The organism is Albibacterium profundi, from assembly GCF_042159835.1.
GTDB lineage: Bacteria > Bacteroidota > Bacteroidia > Sphingobacteriales > Sphingobacteriaceae > Albibacterium > Albibacterium profundi.
The window spans coordinates 552,516-574,972 of record NZ_JBBVGT010000002.1; the positions used below are offsets into that span (position 1 = coordinate 552,516).

Sequence of the window (22,457 nt, forward strand, 5' to 3'; positions counted from 1 at the left end):
GTAATAAGTATTTTGAAGCGGTAAATTTAGTTATTTTATTCAACTTACCTAAGCCAGATTCCTTCCTGCATTCACTATTCCAAAAATAGTTCGTGTAATTAATTTTGAATATACCTTGTGAAGTGGGTCATTCTCATCGAGCTCACTCAACTTTTGTATAGAATAATGCTGAATCACCACGAGCGGCAAGATAATACGTTCCCGCATAGCGATGGAGTCGCGATCTACCGGAAACTCATCCATTAAGCTATCGCCATTACTGATCTTAACCAAATATTTTTTAGTCCGTTCGTACTCTTCCTTCATGGTCTTCCAGAAGTCTCCATATTTTTCGTCTTCGGCCAGATGGGAAGTAATATTGAAGTTGATTTTAGACATTGCCATCGAACAATTGTCAATAATCGTCTTAAACATACCTGAACTACGATAAAGCGCTTGGACATCATCCCATTTACCAGTTTTCTCTGCATTTTCAAGCGCAGAACCAACACCGTAGAACCCTGGAATACCCTGTTTCAGTTGACTCCAAGAGGTGACAAAGCTGATCGCTCTGAGATCTTCCAAACGAAGTTTACTATTTCCGTTTCTTTTGACTGGTCGACTACTGATATTGATTTCCGACAAGAATTTAAGAGGACTTTTCTCTTCTAAATACTCTAGGAACAAAGGATGATGACGCAAATCCAAGAATTTCTTATGACTTACATCGGCCATTGCTTCAATGAGGGCCTTTTCTCCATCATTTAACGTATCACCCGGTTTAGGATTTAGCGTAGATGCCAGACCTGCCTGCAGTAGCTGTTCAATATTATAGTGAGCTGTATCAAATGATCCATAAAGGCTACTAATAGTCTGCCCTTGAATTGTCAATTCGATATGGTTATTTTCGACCTCAGAGCCCATGGACGCATAAAACGCCTGCGTTTTACCGCCACCTCTTGCGGGAGGCCCTCCTCTTCCATCGAAGAAGGTAAGGTCAACCTCATGTTCTCTAGAAACCGCAGTCAATTCAATCTTCGCCTTATAAATAGACCAGTTGGCTCTTAGGTAACCACCGTCCTTTGTACTATCAGAAAAACCAAGCATGATAGTTTGACCTTTTCTTTCTTTGATATGTTTTTGATAAACCGGATGTGTGTACAGCATCTTCATAACATTTGCCGCGCGCTCCAGATCGTCTACTGTTTCAAACAGAGGTACAAAGTCTATCGGCAACTCGTCTATGTTCCATCCATTTGCCAAGAAAAGCTCCATTAACTGCAGAATATCTGATGCCTGCTGGCAGTTACTAATAATAAAACGGTGACAAGCCAACTCGCCGCCTGCTTTCTGCATTGTTTTTATGTACTTAATTACATCGAACGTATCGGCGACTAAAGGGTCATCAATATTATCTAAGGATAATGTGGTTTCTTTGAACTGCAAGGAACCATTCTTCTCTTGTTCTGATAAATCATCAAACTGCTCCTTGTTAAGTGCGTTCGGATAAGTTTGCTCTCGTACAATCTGATGTGCTTTACGCAAAATACTACTATCCTGACGAATATCTATACTAGCAAAATAACACCCAAAAGTCTTAACCTTCAGAGCTAAATCGTCGACTAATTCGGTAAACAAGCCGTTATGACGCTCTGTTAACACATCTTTAATGGCCTCAAGGTTTTCAATGATATACGGCTTTACATTCTCAGGCTCGTCTGCCGGGTTAAAGCTATTGTCATAGAGAACACTTTGAAGGTTATTCATATATTGTTCAACTCCGCGGAAGGTGATCCGTCTTCTCAGCACCCTGAAGTCACGATAATAAGCGCGGAACAGAACTGTACGAAGAAGTGCAGACACTTCTTTAGTACTTTCGACGCGGACATTCGGGTTACCATCGCGGTCACCTCCCGGCCAAAAGCCTAATTGGATGATTTGATCTTTCGATTCAAGACTCTCAAAATTACTACCTAGTTGTTTACGAATCGTAGAAATAACTGGATAAAAAACATTTTCAAGAAACCATGCTAAGCTAATTGCTTCATCGACCGGAGTCGGCTTTTCCTTTTTTATAAAAGGGGTTTTGCCTAACTGCTGTAAAAGAAGCACGATATTGTCTAGGTCATTATTCTTCAAAGCCTGTGTAAGATCCGTTATGATCCCCAACACCTCACCCGGATAAAACTGAGTAGGGTGTGCTGTTAAGACCAGACGCAAGGAGAAGTTCTTTAGCTTCTCGATAATCTTTTCGTTAAGATCTTCATCAGATGCTGCTTGATTAACCAAACTGCCTAACAGATAAGCGTCCTCAGATCTTCCTGTCTTCACAAACGCGGCATCTTCTATAGCATCAAAAAGAACGACACGTCGTTCGATATATTGGATAATTCGGAATAGGAGATCGACTTTATCCATTCCTTGTTGATACTGTCCATATTTTTCAAAGAAGTCTTCGATAATAGTTTTTGGATCTACTTGGTTCTCTACTTCACGCTCACAGTGTAAGGTGAAAAACGGCAGTAAAGCGCCCGTATACTTAATTTTCTGAAAGGGTAATGTTTGAAATAAGCTGTTATATAGCTCAAAACGGGTCAAGACCTCATTTTGATAGATTGTTTCTTGTTTTTCAATTCTCATATAATCTGTGTTTTATCGGAGTTCTAGCAATCCTAACAACCTTCGAATTTAATTGAAATAAATGAAATAAAAAACCTTTTATGTTGTTTATTCTATTTTTAATACCTCATTCCGTTATAACTATATCACTAATAGGACAATATTAATATCAAATTACTAAACCAAAAATTCATACTTAGCATTGCTAACTTGTGCTTCTGTCTTTCATAAACAAATCGTAGCTGCGGTTGTTTACTTGATACGCTTTATCTATTAATACCAAACAAAATGGAAAAATTGTATACTGCTGAGGTAACTGCGACGGGTGGACGGGACGGACACGTTAAATCTGCCGACGGAATGATCGATTGGAAGATGCGCAGACCTAAGGAACTAAAAGGTCAGGAAGCGGGGTATAATCCTGAGCAACTTTTTGCTGCTGCTTGGGCTACATGTTATTTATCAGCATTGATAGCCGTGGCGACAAAGGAAGGAGTTGATGCATCATTGGCAGAAGTGATTGTGAGAGTTTCTTTTAATAAAGCCGGCGAATCCTTTGTTTTGTCCGCCGAACTTGATGTTCATATTCCAGATATACATATTGAAGAAGCGCAACATTTGGCGGAAAAGGCCAACCATGTTTGCCCATATTCCAAAGCGACAAAAGGAAACATCGAATCGATTGTGCTTGCGTTGTAACTGATGTCTTGTTTTCGTACATTTGCGTATTACTAGCTATTAGAATTCAAGACATCTTAGACTCCCTGTAATACGCTTAAAATGATAAAGAAGGCGGATTTCTTACACTTTTTGCATGGTCAAGACTTTGCGAATGGTTTACGGATTTCTTTTGGGGCAATTATCCCTGCCTTAGTGGGTTTTTATTTTGGCGATTTAGAGACCGGTATTGCGATATCTATCGGTGCGCTTTATGCCAGCATTGCTGATACTCCAGGGCCAGTGGCTCACCGGCGAAATGCGCTATTGGCGACGCTGCTTTTAGTGTTTTTAATGACGCTGATAACGCAGTATTTGAACGGCTCACCGATATTATTAGTTACAGAACTTTTAGTCTTTAGTTTTTTATTCTCAATGTTAGCAGCATACGGCCCGCGTGCCGCAGCGGTAGGGACCACTGCTATGCTTATTGTTTTTTTGAATATTGAACCTCCTGAAGGGGGGCATAGTATTGTTGAATACTCCGCATTTATCACACTTGGCAGCGGCTGGTACGCTTTATTAAGCCTTTCATTGACACAGGTAATGCCCTATAGGCTTGCGCAACAAGAGTTAGCGGAAGCAGTCAGAGAGATAGCGACTTTTATTCGTATCAAGTCTGAGTTTTACGATCCAAGCAGCGATATCGACAAGTCGTATACCAAATTAATCGACCAACAAATTAAAATAAATGGTCACTTACATAGTTTAAGGGAGATTCTTTTTAAGAGTAAACTGATCGTAAAGGACGCCACCTCAATTGGACGGACTTTAATTTTAGTATTCTCAGACATCATCGACCTCTATGAGAAGGCAATGTCGACCCAATACAATTACGATGAAATTAGAGGTAAGTTTGGCGATACCGATGCATTAAAGGAAATTAGATTCACACTGATTCGCCTATCAAACGAATTGGATAATTTTGGGTATTACCTCGCATCAAATCGTAGACCCAAACTGCTGTTTAATCTTCAACAAGATTTAGAAAAACTAAAAGAAGTAATTGATCAGACATCACACAATAAGCATGAGAACACGTTTTATTTAAAGAAGGTACTTATCAACATAAGGAGTATCTCAAGACGAACACAAACGCTTTATAGTTATTTCCAAAACAAAGAAGTGGACCGTCAACGAAACATTGGGGACATTAGTAAATTCGTTTCGCATGACACGATTGACCTTAAGGTTTTCAGAAACAACCTGACCCTAAAGTCTGATATTTTCAGGCATGCTATCCGGACGTCGGTCGTGATGGTTGGAGCCTTTGCCCTCGCCTATTCAATCGATTTCGGACAACATATCAACTGGATACTATTAACGATATTGGTGATATTGAAACCGGGTTGGAGCTTGACCCGTGAGCGTAACTTCCAACGACTGGTGGGAACGATTGTGGGGGGAGGAATGGGGATTATTTTATTGATCTGGGTGACTGATCCAACCACACGCTTTTTTATGTTATTGGTATTTATGGTGCTCACGTATAGCTTGATACGCATCAACTATATCGTGGGTGTTATTTTCATGACCCCTTATTTATTGATTATGTTCAGTTTTTTAGGAGAGGGAACCATCGATGTAGCAAGGGAACGAATATTTGCGACGTTTATAGGTTGTGGACTGGCATTTATATCCAGCTATATTATCTTGCCAAGCTGGGAAGGGGAACAAATCGAAAAATATATGCGTAAGCTTTTGATTGCCAATTACAATTACTTTATTAAAATACCGGAAACGCTGGTAAGGACCGACTTGACGGAAACAGATTATAAGCTTGCAAGAAAGGAAGTCTACGTAGCCAGCGCAAACATGGCTTCTGCGTATCAACGGATGATTACGGAGCCGAAGAGCAAACAGAAAAACTCAAAAAGCCTGAATAAGTTTATTGTAGTGAATCACTTGTTCACATCGCATACGGCTAATCTAATTGATGCTGTTCAATCTACAAATAGTCAGGATATTAGTGGACGGCCTGTGCGAAACTTAAAACGTATAACGATAAAACTTGAAAAACTAATCGATCAGTTCCAGGAAGACAGCAAGAGTCCGTTCGAACCAGCGCAAATAAATATGCCAGAAACACTGTTAGTGGATTTGGTGGAGTCCGACGAGAAGACATTCCTTATCTCGCAAACACGTGAACTGCGACGGGTGACGGACGACCTGCGAAGAAGCTCTGATATTATTTTAGGAGTACTTCCGGACAGAAATACGCCTTTACCTTCAGAGACAATCCAATTATTAGCCGATCAGCCCGCGCCTATGAAGAATTAAAATATCTTGTCAATGAGCATGGTAACATCGGTTTTGAGACCGCCATGCAATGTAACCACACTCAAATCACTTCCTTGAGTTTCACGGAAATTACGAACATAAGACGATTCAACAAACAGGTAAAAGTCTCCCATCCGATAATGCGCACCCATTCCGCCACGGAGCCCGGCTGTCCAAGACGAAGTTTTTTTAATGTCTGCCTGCCCTGCTGAAATGTCGACTACGATATATGGCTCGTAAATTAGTTGAAGTGACGGTCCAGCATAGGCATACAATCGCAATGAACCTAAAAACTGGTTGATACCAGGCATGATTGACAATCCATACATATTCAAAGAACCATTCTGAAGTCGGAATTCGGAATCGGGGTTATCAACGACCTCATCGTATGAGAATCGTAGAAAATCGACTACTGGATACAAAAAATAGCGATCGCTGCTGAGAGGTATGTTAAGTCCGAGAATATTCGAAACTTTAGGTGAAAGGGCTTGATTGATGTCACCGACAGGAAATCCGAAACCAAGTCCACTTGAAACAAAAACCTTTTTACCCGGAGACGGGTCGGGCGAGACCTGACCGACCGCGTGACCGAAAACAGAGAGTAGAATAATAATAAAGATGATTCTCATAGAAATTTCTTTATAAAACATGAATCTGTACCCATTGTTTTGAACGACTAACTTCTGTCTATAAATACTGTTTACTTTGTGGCCCTTGACTAAACAATAAATCGACAATACTTAGGTTTGGAAGAAAGCCATGCTGGTCTTCAAAAACTTGAAAATAAGGTTTTGCGACAAATGTATTAAGCTTTTTTGGACTGATTACGTCACGATAATCGTTTACTCCCTCAGGGCTTTTCATATACGTTTCAGTATGTTGCAACGTTGGATCGATTTTTAGCAAAGAGAGGCACAACTCCAACAATGATAGGTTGAAGTCGAAAAGGAACTCTATTTTAGAATGGAAAAAAGGCGCAAAATCATCTTCGTAGTATTCGAAGTATGACGAGCTCCGATAAGAGGTTTGAAGACTCCGCCAGTGGAGACGTTGCCAATCGGCATCATAACTAATGCGCACATCTTTCATTTTAGTGTGTACGTGTGCACCTTTCTTAATAGGGATGGTTAGGTCAAGTTTACCATTGGGAGACTGAATTGAAGCCCTGTTCCGAAACGTTTGTTTAGGGTAATGCTCGAACTTCTCTAAATACACTTGTGACGAATTCGACTTAATTTTACTAAAATACTCGATTGGTCCCAGATAAAACAAGGGTAAAAGAATACCATTTTCCATATATTCGTAATATTAAGTTTTTTTTCTGCGAAAATAAATAAATAAAAAGATATTTGCTTTGGTTTAAGAAATACATGGAAATTCAGTCTCGGATACTATCATTTTTTATTTACCTCTGCTCACTACTCCCTTTTTGGGCTCTGTATCTACTATCTGATATTTTGTACTATGTATTGTATTATATCGTCGGCTATCGTCGTGAAGTTGTTTTTAAAAATCTAAAAAAATCCTTCCCCGAAAAAAGTAGCGATGACTTAAAGCGAATCGAAAAGTTGTTCTATCGTTCGTTAGGCGATATGATTGTTGAAAACATAAAAATGGCAAGTATCTCTGCCAAGGAATCAAAAAAACGCCTCACGATTCTTAATGAACGTGTACTACTTGACTATCTAGAAAAAGGCCAGCCTGTAATTATGGTTACAGGACATTATTCAAATTGGGAGTTGGGTATTCACGCACTCTCATTGTTATCACCCTACCCCTCTCTTATTGTGTATAAACCACTAAGCAATAAGGTGTTCGGCGCAGCATACAATAAAATCAGGTCGCGATTTGGTGCCGTGATGGTGCCAATGAAACAAACACTCAGAAAAATACATCATTATAGAAATCGAGCGCATACAAGTGTCTTCCTAGCCGATCAGACACCTATGAAAAGCGAATCAAAACACTTTATCACTTTCCTCAATCAGCCAACGCTAATGTATCTTGGTATCGAAAAAATTGCCAAAAAATTAAATTACCCGATAATATATAGTCACATTGATCGTGTTAAAAGAGGGTACTATACTTGTGAATTTACAGTTTTAGTTGATAACCCCTCAGAATACTCGGAAAACGAGATCACAGATTTACACAGTTCATTTCTCGAACAATTAATTCAGAAAAAACCCGAACTTTGGTTGTGGTCACATAAACGATGGAAACATAAACCTCATGCATAATTATCCAAGTGTAGCAATTGTTATTTTGAACTGGAACGGAAAATTTCATCTTGAAAGCTTCCTTCCATCAGTCTATAATAGCACGTACCCGAACTTGGAGTTCGTGATAGGTGATAATGCGTCAACAGATGATTCCATTGATTTTATCGAAAATAATTTCCCGCTAATACGCATTATTAGAAACGACGCTAATTATGGCTTCGCTGAAGGATATAATCGTGTGCTGGAACAAGTGGAAGCCGATTACTTTATATTACTGAATTCGGATGTCGAGGTAACTAATAACTGGATTGAACCGATCATTGCCGCAATGGAATCTGACCCAGAGGTAGCAGCTGCTCAACCCAAGATACGATCATGGTCCTTGAAGGACTCATTTGAATATGCAGGAGCTGCGGGTGGATTTATAGACCGCTACGGCTACCCTTTTTGTCGCGGACGTTTATTTAATCATGTTGAAAGGGACATTGGTCAATATAACGATTCAAAAGAAATCTTCTGGGCTACGGGTGCAGCGCTTTTTATTCGGAGCGATCGGTGGAAAGAGATCGGAGGTTTTGACAGCGACTTTTTTGCTCATATGGAGGAGATCGACCTTTGCTGGAGGTTAAAGAGGCGTGGACACAAGATCTGGTATTATTCTGATTCGGAAGTCTATCATGTCGGTGGTGGGACACTCGACAAGTCAAATGCTCAGAAGACATTTTTAAACTTCAGGAACAACTTATTCATGATTCTTAAAAATGCTCGTTACCCTAATTGTACAATCTTTATAAGATTGTGGCTTGACCTGATAGCGCTATTGCGTTTCGCTTTATCCGGCAAGTTCGCTGATGCCGGAGCGGTCAGCAGAGCCCATATAGATCTCTTTCGAAACTATCGCAGAATGATCAAAAAAAGGAACGCTTTCACAGCTCCGTTTTTAACTTCCAAGGTTTACGATGGTCTTATTATATGGGACTTTTTTGTCAAGAATAAAAGACGTTTTGGAGATTTACGTGAAGACAAATTCAGTTAAGCTCTAACCCCTGTATCGCTAAACGATAGCTTTCCAGACCAAATCCACTTATCACACCAAGGCAATTTTTCGCAAGATAAGAATGTTGACGGTATGCCTCGCGTGCGTGTACATTAGAAATATGTACTTCAATAACTGGACACGAAACAGCACTTATAGCATCGGCAATCGCCAAAGATGTGTGTGTGTAGGCACCCGCATTTAAGACAATTCCGTCGACATCAAAACCAACTTCATGAATCTTGTCGATAATAGCACCCTCGCTATTGCTCTGAAAATAGATGATTTCGTGCTGGGCAAACGCTTCAGTTAATACTTGAAAGTATTCATCGAACGACTTTTTGCCGTAAACTTCAGGTTCACGCTTTCCTAGTAAATTAAGATTTGGTCCGTTAATGATTTGTATTTTCATGCTAAGGTCGTTTTATCAAAGATAAGAAGCATTTTCTTATTACTTGATTCAGTTTCGTTCTTTTTTTTGCATATTAGGAGGAAAATTCGAACTATTATTTACAACACGAAATTGAAAATACTTTAAACCTATGAAACGCAGACTATTTTTACAACAATCAGCATTACTGTCTGCTGGCGTTATGGCGGGGAACTTAAGTTTCGCGGCAGGAAGCCAGCAATTTAAGGACATGAGACCTCCCGTTGCAGAAAGACACTTCAGCAGCCCGGCTATTGAAAAGGTAATCAAAGAATTCCAAAGTAAAGTAAAGAATAAAGAACTCGCTTGGCTATTTTCTAATTGTTTTCCAAACACGTTAGACACCACAGTGGATTATCAGGTATTGAACGGACGACCGGACACCTATGTAATTACAGGTGACATTGACGCCATGTGGCTGCGCGATAGCAGTGCACAAGTGTGGCCCTACCTGCCGTTCATGAAAGAAGACAAGAAATTACAAGACCTCATTGCTGGCGTGATTAATAGACAATCTGCGAATATCAATATAGATCCTTACGCAAATGCTTTCTACAAAACAGCTGATCGGGTTGGAGATTGGAAAGACGATAGAACCGACATGCAACCGGGAATACATGAGAGAAAATGGGAAATTGACTCACTTTGCTATCCGATCCGTTTAGCTTATGCATATTGGAAAGCAACTGGTGACACCTCGCCATTCAATGATGCTTGGGTAAGCGCACAGAAGAAAACCTTGCAAACTTTTCTCGAGCAACAACGGAAGGAGGATCTTGGCCCGTATAAGTTTGAAAGAGAAACTGCTCGCGCTACTGACACCTTGCCGATGGATGGCTATGGATATCCCGTTAAACCCGTAGGTTTGATCTGCTCCAGCTTCCGTCCAAGTGACGACGCAAGCGTATTTTCATTCCTAATCCCATCCAACGCATTTGCCGTAATTAGTCTGCGTGAGTCTGCTGAGATGTTAACCACTATTACAAAAGAGAAAGAAACAGCGACGCGAATGCTTGAGCTAGCTAACGAAGTGGAAAAAGCTATCCAGGAACACGGAATCGTGGATCATCCACGCCATGGCCGCGTTTACGCTTTTGAGGTTGATGGTTTCGGCAGCTATCTTATGATGGATGATTCGAACGTACCAAGTTTACTCTCGCTACCTTATCTAGATGCAGTTACAGTGAACGACCCTATTTATCAACGTACAAGAAATTATGTTCTGTCACCAAACAATCCATTCTTCTTCAAAGGAAAAGTTGCTGAAGGCGTTGGCGGACCGCATATTGGCTTAGACATGGTATGGCCAATGAGTATCGTGATGCGTGCGATGACAACTAGTGATAAGAATGAAATAAAAAAATGTATTGATATGCTGCGTGTAAGCAATGCAGGGACCGGCTTTATGCATGAGTCTTTCCATAAGGACGATCCTTCTAACTTTACAAGAAGCTGGTTTGCATGGACCAATACACTGTTCGGCGAACTATTATGGAAAGTATATCAGGAAAAACCCCATTTATTAAATGCGTAACGCTAATGGTGGGCCTATCGGCATATTCGATTCAGGGTACGGAGGCTTAACAGTTTTCAAGGAGATTGTTAAGCTACTACCTCAGTATGATTATATTTATTTAGGGGACAATGCTCGCGTACCATATGGTACGCGAACATTCGAAACAGTTTATCAATATACGTGGCAATGCACACGTACGCTGTTTGAAATGGGCTGCCCACTTGTTGTTCTTGCCTGCAATACGGCATCAGCGAAAGCTCTGAGAACGATCCAGATGAATAACCTACCTGCGTACCCTGAGTCCAAAAAGGTGTTGGGCGTCATTCGCCCGACCACAGAACGGATCGGCGAGTTTACAAAAACCAGGCATGTAGGCATTTTAGCAACCCCCGGAACGATTAAATCAGAGTCTTATCGGATAGAAATCGAACGATTTTTCCCAGATATTTCCGTATATCAAGAAGCTTGTCCAATGTGGGTCTCGCTTGTTGAAAACAATGAAATGGATACAGCAGGAGCCGCATATTTTGTTAAAAAACATGTTGATCAGCTGTTAAAACAGTCGCCCTACATTGATACTATCGTTCTTGCTTGTACCCACTACCCACTTCTATATCCACTAATCCGGAAGTTTACCCCTCCGTCCATCACTATTATGGAACAAGGAGGACTAGTAGCCGAAAGTCTGAAAGACTATCTAAATAGGCACCAAGAGCTTGATTCCTCTTTGTCCAAGGGTAGCCATAAGAAATTTTTCACCACTGAAAACCCAACAATATTCAATGAAAAAGGGGGGATATTCTACGAAAAAGAAGTAAAATCCACGCAGATATTTGTCTAAACTTCCGGTCAGTCAACTATCATCGTCCGTCAAGGATATTTCGGCTGCGCTAAGACTTGCTTTATTCCGTAATTCTCCAAGGCCCTGGACATGAAACATAACTTCATCATTGGGATTGAGCCATTGATCCTCATAGGCTTCATCATTCCTTTTATTTTCCTCATTAACGTCTTTTAAACAAGCCCCTTGGATCTTACCTGAACCTATTATATCACCAGGATATAATGTTGCTCCGTAAGACACCCTTTCTATTATTTCAGCAAATGTCCAAGGCAAGTGGATTGTATTGGTTTCATAAACCTTCTCGCCCTTCACAATACATTCAGCTTCCATCTGGTAGTGTTTACCAATATGGCCTTCTTTTGTGACTTGATACTCGTCTAATTCATCTGGTGTTACTAAAAAAGGACCTGTTGTGACACTAAAGTCCATGCTTTTCGCCGAAGTATCGACAAAGTTCTGTTCATCATCCTGGATACCTCTTGAAACATACGTAACGAGCATCATAATACCACCAATGTAATAATCGGCATGTTCTGCCCGAATATTTCTGCCCTCTTTGTTCAAAACGGCAGCGATTTCTAATTCGAAATCCAATTTACCAAAATGATATTGCATGCAATCAACGTCCCCCTCTCCTCCGACCGCATGATGATTACCAAAATTCCATATCGGAAACGGTAACCCTTTTACGTTCTTATTAATGCAATTCCGAAATGATTTAGGATTAGGCAACGGTGCGGTGATTACTTTATCGTCTAAAGACTTCTGAGCATATTGCCCATTAGCAATTTCTTCTATGGTAATTTTTGCAAAATCCATTCCTTGGTTTTCTTGTTGGAGGAAGCCAAGCATTGTTTCGCTGATAAATGGGTTGATATTATGTAGATCGTATAATTGATCGTTTACAATTATACCTAAACGGGGACTGTCAACATCGAGATAGGATACAAATTTCATATGCTAATTCATATACCAAATCAACAAGTGCATCAATACATTGTTTTAAAAAAGCCATTAACGCAAAAAAAGGAGATTGTAACCATACAATCTCCTTTTTTATTTTAGAATCTTATTCGCAATTATAATTTTTGGACGTTCACTGCTTGAAGGCCTTTACGACCTTCAGTCACTTCGAATTCAACGTCATCTCCGTCATTTAAGACATCGATTCCACCTATTACATCCTTGAAATGCACGAAGATGTCTTGACCATCTTCCTGAATAATAAATCCAAATCCTTTTTGGGCATTAAACCACTTTACTTTTCCGGTTTTCATTAATTTAATTTTATACTGCTTAATTGCAGTCGAAACCGGTATACTTTTGATATAACAGTCAAGAACTGCGTTAATTATTATACCAAAGATAAAAAAATGGAGAAATAAAACGAATTTGCGTCAAACTATAATTTGCTATTCGCATCTAAACAATTCAGCTCCTCGAAAGCTTGTTTCAATCGGGTAACGAATGATTCCTCTCCTTTACGCAACCATACGCGTGGATCATAAAACTTCTTGTTTGGAGCATCAGGGTCATTGGAATTGCCGATCTGACTTTGAAGCGAATCCTCATTAGCCTGATAGTAATCACGAACACCATCCCAGAAAGCCCACTGCATATCCGTATCGATGTTCATCTTAATTGCACCATATGAAAGAGCTTCCTTTATTTCTGCCGGTGAAGAACCAGAACCACCATGAAATACAAAATTTACTGGCTTGTCCTCGGAAATATTAAATTTCTCACGAATATATTTCTGTGAATTATTTAAGATAACCGGCTGTAATTTCACATTTCCAGGCTTATATACGCCATGAACATTACCAAATGCTGCTGCTACGGTAAACTTGTCACTCACTTTACTTAATTTCTCAAAAGCATATGCAACTTCTTCGGGTTGTGTATATAACTTTGAGCTGTCTACATCCGTATTGTCAACACCATCTTCTTCGCCACCAGTAACACCAAGTTCAATCTCAATAGTCATCCCCAATGGCTTCATACGTTCTAGGTACTTAGCAGAGATCTCAATATTTTCCTCCAAAGACTCCTCTGAAAGATCTAACATGTGAGATGAGAAAAGCGGCTTTCCGTGTTTCTTAAAAAACTCCTCACCATGATCTAACAAACCGTCAATCCATGGAAGTAACTTTTTAGCAGCATGGTCAGTGTGTAAAATCACTGCTACACCATAGTGCTCGGCTAATAAATGAACATGTTGTGCTGCTGAGACCGCACCAAGCACACAGGCCTTTAAATTATCGTTATTTAACGACTTACCTGCATAAAATTGTGCTCCACCATTTGAAAGCTGGATAATAACGGGTGAATTAACCGCCTTCGCTGTTTCCATTACAGCATTAATAGAATTTGTTCCAATAATATTTACAGCCGGAAGTGCAAATTGATTCTTTTTAGCTATTTCAAACAGCTCTTGTACCGCGTCTCCGTGCAATACACCTTTGTAATTTTTTAAGCTCATTAAAAATAATAATTTGTAAAATTGAATTAAACTTTACGAATTTAACAAAAAAGTTCGGGTATCTATAAAGACCTACAACAAATGAAATTCTATTTCTATTTTTTTTCGTTAATTTGCACGAAATTGAAAACATAGAAAATGGCTTGGTTCAGACGTAATAAAGTTGGTATCAATACTGCAACAGAAAATAAGAAGGAAGCGCCAGATGGCTTATGGAAGAAATGTCCGTCATGTAAGAAGCCTCTTTTAAAATCAGAGCAAATCGAAAATCAATATGTTTGTCAGTATTGTAACTTTCATTTGAGAATAGGATCGGCAGAATATTTTTCGATTTTATTTGATGACAACTCATTTACAGAGCTTTTCGCTAACTTGAGATCGGGCGATCCTCTTAACTTTGAGGATACCAAAAAGTATACAGACCGACTGGCAGACAGTTACAAAAAGACTGGATTAAACGATGCGATAAGAAGTGCACACGGTAAGATGGAGGGCGAAGAATTAGTCATTGCCTGCATGGATTTCGCTTTTATAGGTGGGTCAATGGGTTCGGTAGTTGGCGAAAAAATTGCAAGATCGATCGACTATTGCATGGAGCACAAGATTCCTTTTTTACTTATATCGAAATCAGGCGGTGCCCGGATGATGGAAGCAGCATTTTCACTAATGCAAATGGCAAAAACATCGGCGAAACTGGCATTGTTGAGTCAAGCAAAGATTCCCTATATATCGTATCTAACCGACCCGACCACAGGAGGGGTAACTGCTTCGTATGCTATGTTAGGGGACATAAACATATCAGAACCAGGAGCTCTAATTGGATTCGCTGGTCCACGTGTCATTAAAGAAACTATTAAAAAGGACTTACCTAAGGGATTTCAGACTGCCGAGTTTGTGCTTGAGCATGGGTTCCTCGATTTTATCGCCAATAGAAAAGACATGAAAAGCAAAATCGCATCATTCTTACGGATGGTAAAATAGATGCGATTTCTAATGTGGTAACGATACAAATCTTAGCTATCAGTCTTAGGGGTTGAACCGGTCAACGGTTCCCCATGATCTCGACCACGCTTACGATTTAGTATTTCTGATTTGGTATCGGAAATAACATTATCTTGAGACTCAGCATCTGCTGAATTAATGTCATCGAAACCTGTCGGTACTCTTGTATCCGATTCGTCTTCCGATTCACTTCTTCGAGTTGTCTTGGAATTCTTTTCTTCGTGATCTTTCATATTAATTCTCCTTCCTTTATTTATAGGAAAACGAGAATCCGAAAGCATTGTTTGTATTTTTATTTTGACAGTTCGGTCAAGAAGACCTCCTTAAGTTTAGACACGACTATATCAACCTCCTCTTTCGTATTGTATTTACTGAATGAGAAACGGACCGAGGGCTTATTAGGATTGGAGCCAATTGCAGTTAAAACATGGGACCCGATGTTAGACCCAGAGCTACAAGCGCTTCCGCCCGATGCGGACACACCCGCAATGTCAAGATTAAACAACAACATATCCGCCATATCCATTTCTGGGAAACAAATATTTAAAACCGTGTATAAACTTTTATCTGGATCCAGCTCACCGTTTACCGTACACTCTGGAATATGCTTTTGAACTTGTTCAAGCATATATGATTTCAAACTCTGAATATGAGCCTGATGTTCGTCCATATGCTCATACGCTATTTCAAGTGCCTTTGCTAAGCCAACAATCCCATAAACATTTTCTGTTCCGCCACGCATATTACGTTCTTGAGCACCACCGTATAACAAGGGTTTTATTTTTACATTATGGTTTATATATAAAAATCCGACACCCTTCGGTCCATGAAGTTTGTGAGCCGCGCAGGTTACAAAATCTATATGTATCTTACTCAGGTCGTGCTCATAATGCCCCATCGTTTGAACGGTATCACAATGAAACAGTGCCTCATGTTGTTGGCAAATATCTGACACCCGTTTGATATCGAGTAGTGTACCAATTTCATTGTTTGCATGCATTAACGATACGAAGGACTTGGGGTTTGCCGCCAGCAAAGATTCAAGCTGCTCTAGATTGACATTTCCATGGGCATCTACATCCAGCTGACTTAGTTTGATTTTACCCTCTTTCTCTAGATTTTCCAATGTATGCAATACTGCATGATGTTCAATAGGAGAACTAATAGCATGTGTAATATCATGATCCTCAATACCTTTTCGGATCGCCATATTATCCGCTTCAGTTCCTCCGGACGTAAAAAAGATTTCCGCTGGAGATACTTTTAAGAGACCTGCAACTGTTTTTCGCGCCTTTTCTATCAATGTCCTTACCTCGCGACCATGAGCGTGGATTGATGATGGGTTGCCGTATGCATGTTGCATTACGTCAATCATCTCTTGCGCAACCACCGGATCAATAGCAGTTGTCGCAGCGTTATCAAAATATATTCGCATTTTGCAAATTTATGAATTAGTCTTTAATTAAAGACCTAATATTGGTCATAACTTTATCAGCAATAGCTTCAGCTTCTGCCAATGTAGGTGCCTCGGAGTATATACGAATGATGGGTTCGGTGTTCGATTTGCGCAGATGGACCCATTTATCTTCAAAATCAATCTTCAGTCCGTCTATGGTGCTAAAGTTCTCATTCTGATAGATCTTTTCAACCTCATTAAGTATTTGGTCGATGTCCATACCGTCTGTCAGGGTGATCTTATTTTTGGACATATAGTATTGTGGATAAGTGGCGCGAAGCTCGGAAATCGTTTGTTTCCGTTTGGCTAAATGAGTTAAAAACAAAGCTATACCAGCTAATGCATCACGTCCGTAATGTGTTTCAGGGTAAATGACACCTCCATTTCCTTCACCCCCAATGACAGCTCCAACTTCCTTCATTTTATTTACCACATTCACTTCGCCCACCGCAGCGGCAAAATATTCGCCACCATGTTTCAAGGTCACATCTCTCAATGCTCTCGTAGAAGACAAGTTCGAAACAGTATTACCTGGTTTGTTTTCTAAAATGAAATCAGCTACCGCAACCAAGGTATACTCTTCGCCAAACATTTCACCATTCTCCATGACGAAACACAGTCTATCTACATCCGGGTCAACAGCGATCCCTAGATCCGCATGCTCCTTAACAACCAATGCAGATAATTCCGTCAAATTTTCAGCTAACGGTTCTGGATTGTGCGGAAAGTCACCATTAGGTTCACAAAAAATCTCATAAATCGTTTCTACACCCAATGCCCTTAGTAAAGCAGGCACAAAGATTCCGCCTGTTGAATTTACTGCATCTACCGCTATTTTAAAGTTAGCACGTTTAATGGCTTCGACATCAACAAATTCTAATGCTAAAACCTCGTCAATATGCTTTTGGAGATATGAATCATCAAAGCTCACTTTTCCAAGATCATATACCTCCGAAAAGTCGAAATCTAATTTATCGGCGATTTCAAGCACTTTCTTTCCTTGCTCGTCGTTTATAAACTCACCCTTCTCATTTAAGAGTTTTAAAGCGTTCCACTGTGCAGGGTTGTGGCTAGCAGTAAGAATGATCCCCCCACCAGCGTTCTCTTTCGGGACAGCGATCTCCACCGTGGGAGTAGTAGATAATCCAAGGTCTACGACATTCATTCCAACACTTTGGAGGGTTCCTACGACCAAGTTTCTTACCATCTCGCCAGACATCCGAGCATCACGACCAACCACAATTTTATTATTGCCGGTATTCTGGAGAATCAACCTGCCAAAGGCTGCTGTAAATTTAACAATATCTAATGGGCTTAATCCGTCGTTTGGACGACCTCCGATGGTGCCACGTATTCCGGAAATAGACTTAATCAGTGTCATAGCTAGTTTCTTCGATTTAAAACCGTAAAAGTAAGGAATGTGAAGGAATTTTTCTGTCTCAAATGAAACAAACAACCGTACATTTATTATATTTGCAACTTAATTGAATTAGCGACGTAAAGAAACAACGGTATTGCCCTATTAATTATGTCACGGTGCGCTTACCGCTTTTTTTTAAAATGCTTTTCATCCAATAGTAAAGATGTGTATCTTCATTCTCACTAGCTCAATGTATTTAGCATGAACAATCATGATTGAACAATTAATAGAATTAGACCAACAGCTCTTTTTATCGATCAATAAAGGATTAGCAAATCAATTTTTTGATTTCTTAATGCCCCTACTTCGAAACCCTTACACGTGGGCACCCTTATATCTATTCTTCATTATTTTCGCTATTAGAAATTACAAGAAAAAAGGAATTATTATGATTCTTTTACTTTTAGTGACATTCGGCTTAGGGGACTATACATCTGCTTCGATAATTAAGCCTGAAGTTATGCGCGTACGACCATGCAACGACGTGCCGTTTAAAGAGCAGGTCACTACACGGGTACGCTGTGGAAGCGGCTATAGCATGCCCTCATCGCATGCCACCAATCATTTCGCAATCGGTATTTTTATCCTCATGTTATTTAGGCGTCAATGGAAACCGATTGTCTGGCTTTCACTTTTATGGGCGGCATCCATCAGTTTTGCACAAATTTATGTAGGTGTGCATTATCCAGGGGATATATTGGTGGGCGCATTACTCGGAACTGCAATCGGACTCTTTACATCGTGGCTATTCTTTTTCATCCAATCTAAAGCACAACGGTCAGAAACATGATCATTAGCAGTATACTGTTTATTTCAGCTCTTTTAGGCGGGCTTTCCGTCTTTATTGTAAAACGAGATAATACTAAATTACTCAAGCTTATTCTCGCATTTAGCGGATCCTACATTTTTGCGATCACTATTTTACACCTGATACCTGACACCTATAACGCAGGTGATGAAAAAATAGGCTTATATGTTTTAGGAGGATTTTTATTTCAATTGCTTTTGGAGCAATTTTCGGCCGGTGTTGAGCACGGACACCTTCACCCGCACAAGAATGGCGATCATCAAGAACATGAGAAATATCTGTTCCCAGTAGGCGTGATGGCTAGTCTTTGTTTACACGCATTTCTCGAAGGAATGCCTTTAGCCGGAGAGCACGGAAATTATTTACTTTTCGGTATTGCAATCCATCATATACCAGCCGCATTTGCCCTTGGCACATTATTACTACGCGCTCAGCTCAGCAATCGACGAACCTTAATGTCTTTAATCCTCTTTGCAGCCATGTCTCCGCTCGGATATTTACTTAGCGAAGGGATTAAAAGCCACTTAGTGATAGATATCTCTCAATATTTTGATAAAATAATGGCGGTTGTTGTTGGGATATTTTTACATATTTCAACAACGATTCTATTCGAATCATCGACAAAAGATCACCGTTATAATAGACAGAAAATTGTAGCTGTATTACTAGGTGTTCTAATATCTCTTCTTAATTTCCTGTTTGGCCATTCTCACTAATTAGTTGAGGATTTTAACAGGCACTTTAGCGTGGAAATGTTCCTCCAAATATTTACCGTCACCGTGAAGTGTCCATATTTCTATCGGATCCACTACACATATATATTCCAAAATTTCACCCCAGTCAACATGGTCTGAAATGTATAAAGACATGTCGTTATTCCTTTGTAGACGCTCCCATCCAGAAGCAAATACTTTCTTCAAGTTCGTAGCTCTGAAATAACTATTAAAGGTCAATGGTGGCACGATATAAATTTGATTTTCTAAGTTCGATTTCAGCGCTTTTCGCTCGTAAGGGCTATATCGCAGAAAGTCGACTCCATATTGTTCATACACCCTGTGTATGGGCAGAATGGAATAGTGCAAGTGGACGGCTTTCTGTGGACAGTATTTATTTATTAAATAATTCAACCGCTGCGCCTTGCCTAAGCCATAAGCTCCTAAAAGTACATTATCGCTGAACGTATTTAATTTTTTAATCTCTTCAACATCGCTCGGATGATGAGTTGTCGGGTTTGCGAATGTGCTTTCGGTGATGAGCACGTCCGCTCGGAAATAGTCAATCGGCGTACAAGTGGGATCAGGTTGAACTTTATAATCTCCTGTATACAGATAGCTAACATTTTTATATTCAAGTAAAATCTGCGCCGATCCTAAAATATGTCCCGCGGAAATAAAAGTGATTTTCACACCACCTACATCAAAGGACTGGAAGTATTCAAATAAACGAAACTCGTGCCCACTCGCTTTACCATAGCGTGATTTCATGAATGCTTGTGTTGGCGGAGTGCAGTAAACCGTCACATTATTTCTACAAGCATGGTCACCATGAGCATGGGAGATAACTGCTGTCTTTACCGAACTTGTTGGATCGATATGAAAATTGCCCGTGGCACAGTAAAGGCCTTGTTTCGTCATTACTAAAAAATCTGAAATGATTTCTTTCATCTAAGATTTGTTTAACTTTGAGCGGCTAAGAAAATAACCGTGTAAGCTTAATACTTGCGGTAATAGTGCAGTGCTGCCGTCGTTTTCAATTACAAAATCCGAAAGTTCACGCTTTTTATCCTCCGGCATCTGTTTGTCAATTCTCGCACGCACCTCTGCTTCTGTAGTATTGTCACGTTTCATAACTCGCTTAATCCGCAAATTCTCAGGAGTATAAACAAGGATAGTGAAATCACAATCCTTATATGACCCACTTTCAAAAAGTATTGCCGCTTCTTTAATTATGTAGGGACTATCTTGTTCTTTACTCCAATCTTCAAAAGCCTGGATAGCAGCTGGATGGACTAAACTATTTAACTTTTCTAAAGCTTGTGAATTATTGAAAACCAATTTCGCCAAAGCTTTTCTATCCAATATCTCCTCCTCGGAATACAGCTCTGATCCAAATTCTCGCTTGATTGCGTCAATTAAATGAGGGTCTTTATTCATTACAGACTTAGCGGCATCATCGGCATAGAACACAGGAATCTTAAGTATCTCAAACACCTTACATACGGTGGTTTTCCCGCTCCCAATACCGCCAGTTATTCCGATTTTAAGCATCTCTATTCCTTTATGATAAAATCAACATTCTGAGGGCTAATTTTGACGATTTCACAAAACTCAGGGAACTGAGTTAGGATAACAGGTAAACTTTCGACTTGGTTATTCTTCCAACTTTCAAGATTGACGACGGCTTCGAACGAGCTCGGCAGAATATCCATATAACTTCTCAAAGAAACTAAAACTGTGACTTTAACTTTTGACGGAATTAAACGAACAGAAGCAAACTCCTCCGCATTCTCAACCCGGATTGGAATCTCTAAAACCTTTTCGGTAACCTCCCCTACTGGTATTTTGAACTCGACAATATTAGGATAGACATTGATATTAGCCTGTTTCTTCTGCTGGAGAAAAAGTCTGCCAGAAATATCTGAATTAATATCTTTTCTACGGAGTGTGTCTGTCTCCCACGCATCAATCCTTGCTAGATCTTCTAAGGGACCGGTGACGGTTACATATTTTGGGTTCAATAGAACACTATCAATGATCGCATATTGTTTTTGAAAGCTTAGATCCGATGCGAACTTGATTGGGACCTTCTTAACAGTCTGTTTTGAAAAGTCGAAATGGAGCGTATCCGGAGATATTGATACGATGCGCTGGTTACTAGAAAATTGCCTGTTGATAAAACCCATTTGACTTGAAAACACCACCCAATCACGCGTCCTTAACGGACTAATATCAACGTTGATTTCCTGTGATTGGAAACTAAGCCGCGCAAAAACAACTTGCCACCCAGAACCTTCTACTTGGAGATCAACTGTGTCCGACTGAAGCGGGTGGAACGCTTTATTATTAGGTGCATTGACATAACGAATAGCTGCGGGGATCCTGTAAGTGTACATATTAGACATAGCAAATAAGGCCCACGAAAAAACAGAAACACATATACACACAATGAAAATGCGTACTTTCTGCCTTTGAACCTTTGTTAAATTTAATATTGCCATGTCCTTCCTGTAAGATATTAAAATCAAAAACGCTTAACAAACGGTTATAAAAGGTTATGACCATTCGTTAAGCGCCTGAAATGAGACTACCGAGCTTACTGGGCGTTAGCAGCTTTAGAAGCGTCTAAAGACACTGAACTTTTATCAAAGCGGATCTTAACCCCATTACCAACATCAAGTAATATTGATGTATCGTTAACCTCCATAATTCGTCCGTGAATACCAGCTGTTGTTACAACCTTGTCATTAACCTTTAATGCTTCAATATATTTCTTATGTTCTTTTGATTTTTTCATCTGTGGTCTTATCATAAAAAAATAAAAGACCACGATTATCAAAATCATGGGTAAAAAGCTCATTAATCCGCCGCCCGGAGCAGCCTGTAGCAAAATGTTTCCTGTTGTCATATTTCTATTTACTTATATATAA

The 22,457-nt window shown here is 39.8% G+C and carries 23 protein-coding genes; 9 read left to right on the plus strand and 14 right to left on the minus strand.

The window, feature by feature from the left end; genetic code table 11:
- Positions 1 to 48: 48 nt before the first annotated feature.
- On the minus strand, positions 49 to 2,619 hold the full coding sequence (locus tag WKR92_RS03790) for a phosphoenolpyruvate carboxylase (RefSeq protein WP_375556500.1): 2,571 nt from the start codon (positions 2,617 to 2,619) through the stop codon (positions 49 to 51).
- A 267-nt stretch (positions 2,620 to 2,886) separates the two neighbouring features.
- Here WKR92_RS03790 and WKR92_RS03795 point away from each other — a divergent pair, with 267 nt between their 5' ends.
- Together WKR92_RS03795 and WKR92_RS03800 are read left to right on the plus strand one after the other, a co-directional pair.
- Positions 2,887 to 3,297, plus strand: coding sequence for an organic hydroperoxide resistance protein (locus WKR92_RS03795; RefSeq protein WP_375556501.1), 411 nt, complete (start codon positions 2,887 to 2,889; stop codon positions 3,295 to 3,297).
- An 81-nt stretch (positions 3,298 to 3,378) separates the two neighbouring features.
- Positions 3,379 to 5,595 (plus strand): FUSC family protein, encoded by a 2,217-nt coding sequence (locus WKR92_RS03800; RefSeq protein ID WP_375556502.1) that lies wholly within the window; start codon positions 3,379 to 3,381, stop codon positions 5,593 to 5,595.
- Here the strand turns inward: WKR92_RS03800 and WKR92_RS03805 are convergent.
- Both WKR92_RS03805 and WKR92_RS03810 read right to left on the minus strand, forming a co-directional pair.
- On the minus strand, positions 5,592 to 6,224 hold the full coding sequence (locus tag WKR92_RS03805) for a hypothetical protein (RefSeq protein ID WP_375556503.1): 633 nt from the start codon (positions 6,222 to 6,224) through the stop codon (positions 5,592 to 5,594). The genes WKR92_RS03800 and WKR92_RS03805 overlap by 4 nt on opposite strands.
- A gap of 58 nt (positions 6,225 to 6,282) precedes the next feature.
- On the minus strand, positions 6,283 to 6,891 hold the full coding sequence (locus WKR92_RS03810; protein WP_375556504.1) for a WbqC family protein: 609 nt from the start codon (positions 6,889 to 6,891) through the stop codon (positions 6,283 to 6,285).
- Positions 6,892 to 6,965: 74 nt separating this feature from the next.
- Between WKR92_RS03810 and WKR92_RS03815 the strand changes: the two genes are divergently transcribed.
- Both WKR92_RS03815 and WKR92_RS03820 read left to right on the plus strand, forming a co-directional pair.
- Positions 6,966 to 7,835, plus strand: a complete 870-nt coding sequence (locus WKR92_RS03815; RefSeq protein WP_375556505.1) for a lysophospholipid acyltransferase family protein — start codon at positions 6,966 to 6,968, stop codon at positions 7,833 to 7,835.
- Entirely contained in the window at positions 7,828 to 8,853 is a 1,026-nt protein-coding gene (locus tag WKR92_RS03820; RefSeq protein WP_375556506.1) for a glycosyltransferase family 2 protein, read from the plus strand. Before WKR92_RS03815 ends, WKR92_RS03820 begins: the two co-directional genes overlap by 8 nt.
- On the opposite strand, the gene aroQ is transcribed toward WKR92_RS03820, so the two are convergent.
- Complete coding sequence (gene aroQ, locus WKR92_RS03825) at positions 8,846 to 9,265, minus strand: type II 3-dehydroquinate dehydratase (RefSeq protein WP_375556507.1); 420 nt, start codon at positions 9,263 to 9,265, stop codon at positions 8,846 to 8,848. The two genes, WKR92_RS03820 and aroQ, sit on opposite strands and share 8 nt — an antisense overlap.
- A gap of 130 nt (positions 9,266 to 9,395) precedes the next feature.
- On the opposite strand from aroQ, the gene WKR92_RS03830 reads away from it, so the two are divergent.
- Together WKR92_RS03830 and murI are read left to right on the plus strand one after the other, a co-directional pair.
- Positions 9,396 to 10,817 (plus strand): glycoside hydrolase family 125 protein, encoded by a 1,422-nt coding sequence (locus WKR92_RS03830; RefSeq protein ID WP_375556508.1) that lies wholly within the window; start codon positions 9,396 to 9,398, stop codon positions 10,815 to 10,817.
- Positions 10,810 to 11,640, plus strand: coding sequence for a glutamate racemase (gene murI / locus WKR92_RS03835; RefSeq protein ID WP_375556509.1), 831 nt, complete (start codon positions 10,810 to 10,812; stop codon positions 11,638 to 11,640). The genes WKR92_RS03830 and murI overlap by 8 nt, the downstream gene beginning before the upstream one ends.
- 12 nt (positions 11,641 to 11,652) lie before the next feature.
- Here murI and WKR92_RS03840 read toward each other — a convergent pair whose 3' ends face one another.
- The 3 genes from WKR92_RS03840 to fbaA all read right to left on the minus strand — a co-directional run bounded on the left by WKR92_RS03840 (position 11,653) and on the right by fbaA (position 14,125).
- Positions 11,653 to 12,600 (minus strand): fumarylacetoacetate hydrolase family protein, encoded by a 948-nt coding sequence (locus WKR92_RS03840; protein ID WP_375556510.1) that lies wholly within the window; start codon positions 12,598 to 12,600, stop codon positions 11,653 to 11,655.
- 122 nt (positions 12,601 to 12,722) lie between these two features.
- Positions 12,723 to 12,920, minus strand: coding sequence for a cold-shock protein (locus WKR92_RS03845; RefSeq protein ID WP_375556511.1), 198 nt, complete (start codon positions 12,918 to 12,920; stop codon positions 12,723 to 12,725).
- Positions 12,921 to 13,045: 125 nt separating this feature from the next.
- Positions 13,046 to 14,125: a class II fructose-bisphosphate aldolase gene (gene fbaA, locus WKR92_RS03850; RefSeq protein ID WP_375556512.1), complete on the minus strand. Its 1,080-nt coding sequence runs from the start codon at positions 14,123 to 14,125 to the stop codon at positions 13,046 to 13,048.
- A 138-nt stretch (positions 14,126 to 14,263) separates the two neighbouring features.
- Here fbaA and accD point away from each other — a divergent pair, with 138 nt between their 5' ends.
- Positions 14,264 to 15,106 carry an acetyl-CoA carboxylase, carboxyltransferase subunit beta gene (gene accD, locus WKR92_RS03855; protein WP_375556513.1) on the plus strand — a complete coding sequence of 281 codons (843 nt, stop codon included), beginning with the start codon at positions 14,264 to 14,266 and terminating at the stop codon, positions 15,104 to 15,106.
- A gap of 32 nt (positions 15,107 to 15,138) precedes the next feature.
- Here accD and WKR92_RS03860 read toward each other — a convergent pair whose 3' ends face one another.
- Genes WKR92_RS03860 through glmM form a run of 3 tightly spaced genes read right to left on the minus strand, consistent with a single transcriptional unit; the run spans position 15,139 to position 17,964 of the window.
- Complete coding sequence (locus tag WKR92_RS03860) at positions 15,139 to 15,360, minus strand: hypothetical protein (protein ID WP_375556514.1); 222 nt, start codon at positions 15,358 to 15,360, stop codon at positions 15,139 to 15,141.
- A gap of 59 nt (positions 15,361 to 15,419) precedes the next feature.
- A complete protein-coding gene (locus WKR92_RS03865) occupies positions 15,420 to 16,562 on the minus strand; it encodes a cysteine desulfurase family protein (protein ID WP_375556515.1) in 1,143 nt (380 codons plus the stop codon).
- A gap of 16 nt (positions 16,563 to 16,578) precedes the next feature.
- The gene (glmM, locus tag WKR92_RS03870) at positions 16,579 to 17,964 is read right to left on the minus strand and encodes a phosphoglucosamine mutase (RefSeq protein WP_375556516.1); all 1,386 of its coding nucleotides are present in this window, start codon (positions 17,962 to 17,964) and stop codon (positions 16,579 to 16,581) included.
- A gap of 250 nt (positions 17,965 to 18,214) precedes the next feature.
- Here glmM and WKR92_RS03875 point away from each other — a divergent pair, with 250 nt between their 5' ends.
- Both WKR92_RS03875 and WKR92_RS03880 read left to right on the plus strand, forming a co-directional pair.
- Complete coding sequence (locus tag WKR92_RS03875; RefSeq protein WP_375556517.1) at positions 18,215 to 18,793, plus strand: phosphatase PAP2 family protein; 579 nt, start codon at positions 18,215 to 18,217, stop codon at positions 18,791 to 18,793.
- Complete coding sequence (locus WKR92_RS03880) at positions 18,790 to 19,527, plus strand: ZIP family metal transporter (RefSeq protein WP_375556518.1); 738 nt, start codon at positions 18,790 to 18,792, stop codon at positions 19,525 to 19,527. The genes WKR92_RS03875 and WKR92_RS03880 overlap by 4 nt, the downstream gene beginning before the upstream one ends.
- Here the strand turns inward: WKR92_RS03880 and WKR92_RS03885 are convergent, their stop codons facing one another.
- The 4 genes from WKR92_RS03885 to yajC form a co-directional block, all read right to left on the minus strand.
- Complete coding sequence (locus WKR92_RS03885; RefSeq protein ID WP_375556519.1) at positions 19,528 to 20,475, minus strand: exonuclease; 948 nt, start codon at positions 20,473 to 20,475, stop codon at positions 19,528 to 19,530.
- Entirely contained in the window at positions 20,476 to 21,078 is a 603-nt protein-coding gene (gene coaE, locus WKR92_RS03890) for a dephospho-CoA kinase (RefSeq protein WP_375556520.1), read from the minus strand.
- Between the two features lie 2 nt (positions 21,079 to 21,080).
- The gene (locus WKR92_RS03895; RefSeq protein ID WP_375556521.1) at positions 21,081 to 21,923 is read right to left on the minus strand and encodes a YbbR-like domain-containing protein; all 843 of its coding nucleotides are present in this window, start codon (positions 21,921 to 21,923) and stop codon (positions 21,081 to 21,083) included.
- A 200-nt stretch (positions 21,924 to 22,123) separates the two neighbouring features.
- Positions 22,124 to 22,435: a preprotein translocase subunit YajC gene (yajC, locus tag WKR92_RS03900; protein WP_375556522.1), complete on the minus strand. Its 312-nt coding sequence runs from the start codon at positions 22,433 to 22,435 to the stop codon at positions 22,124 to 22,126.
- Between the last annotated feature and the right edge of the window lie 22 nt (positions 22,436 to 22,457).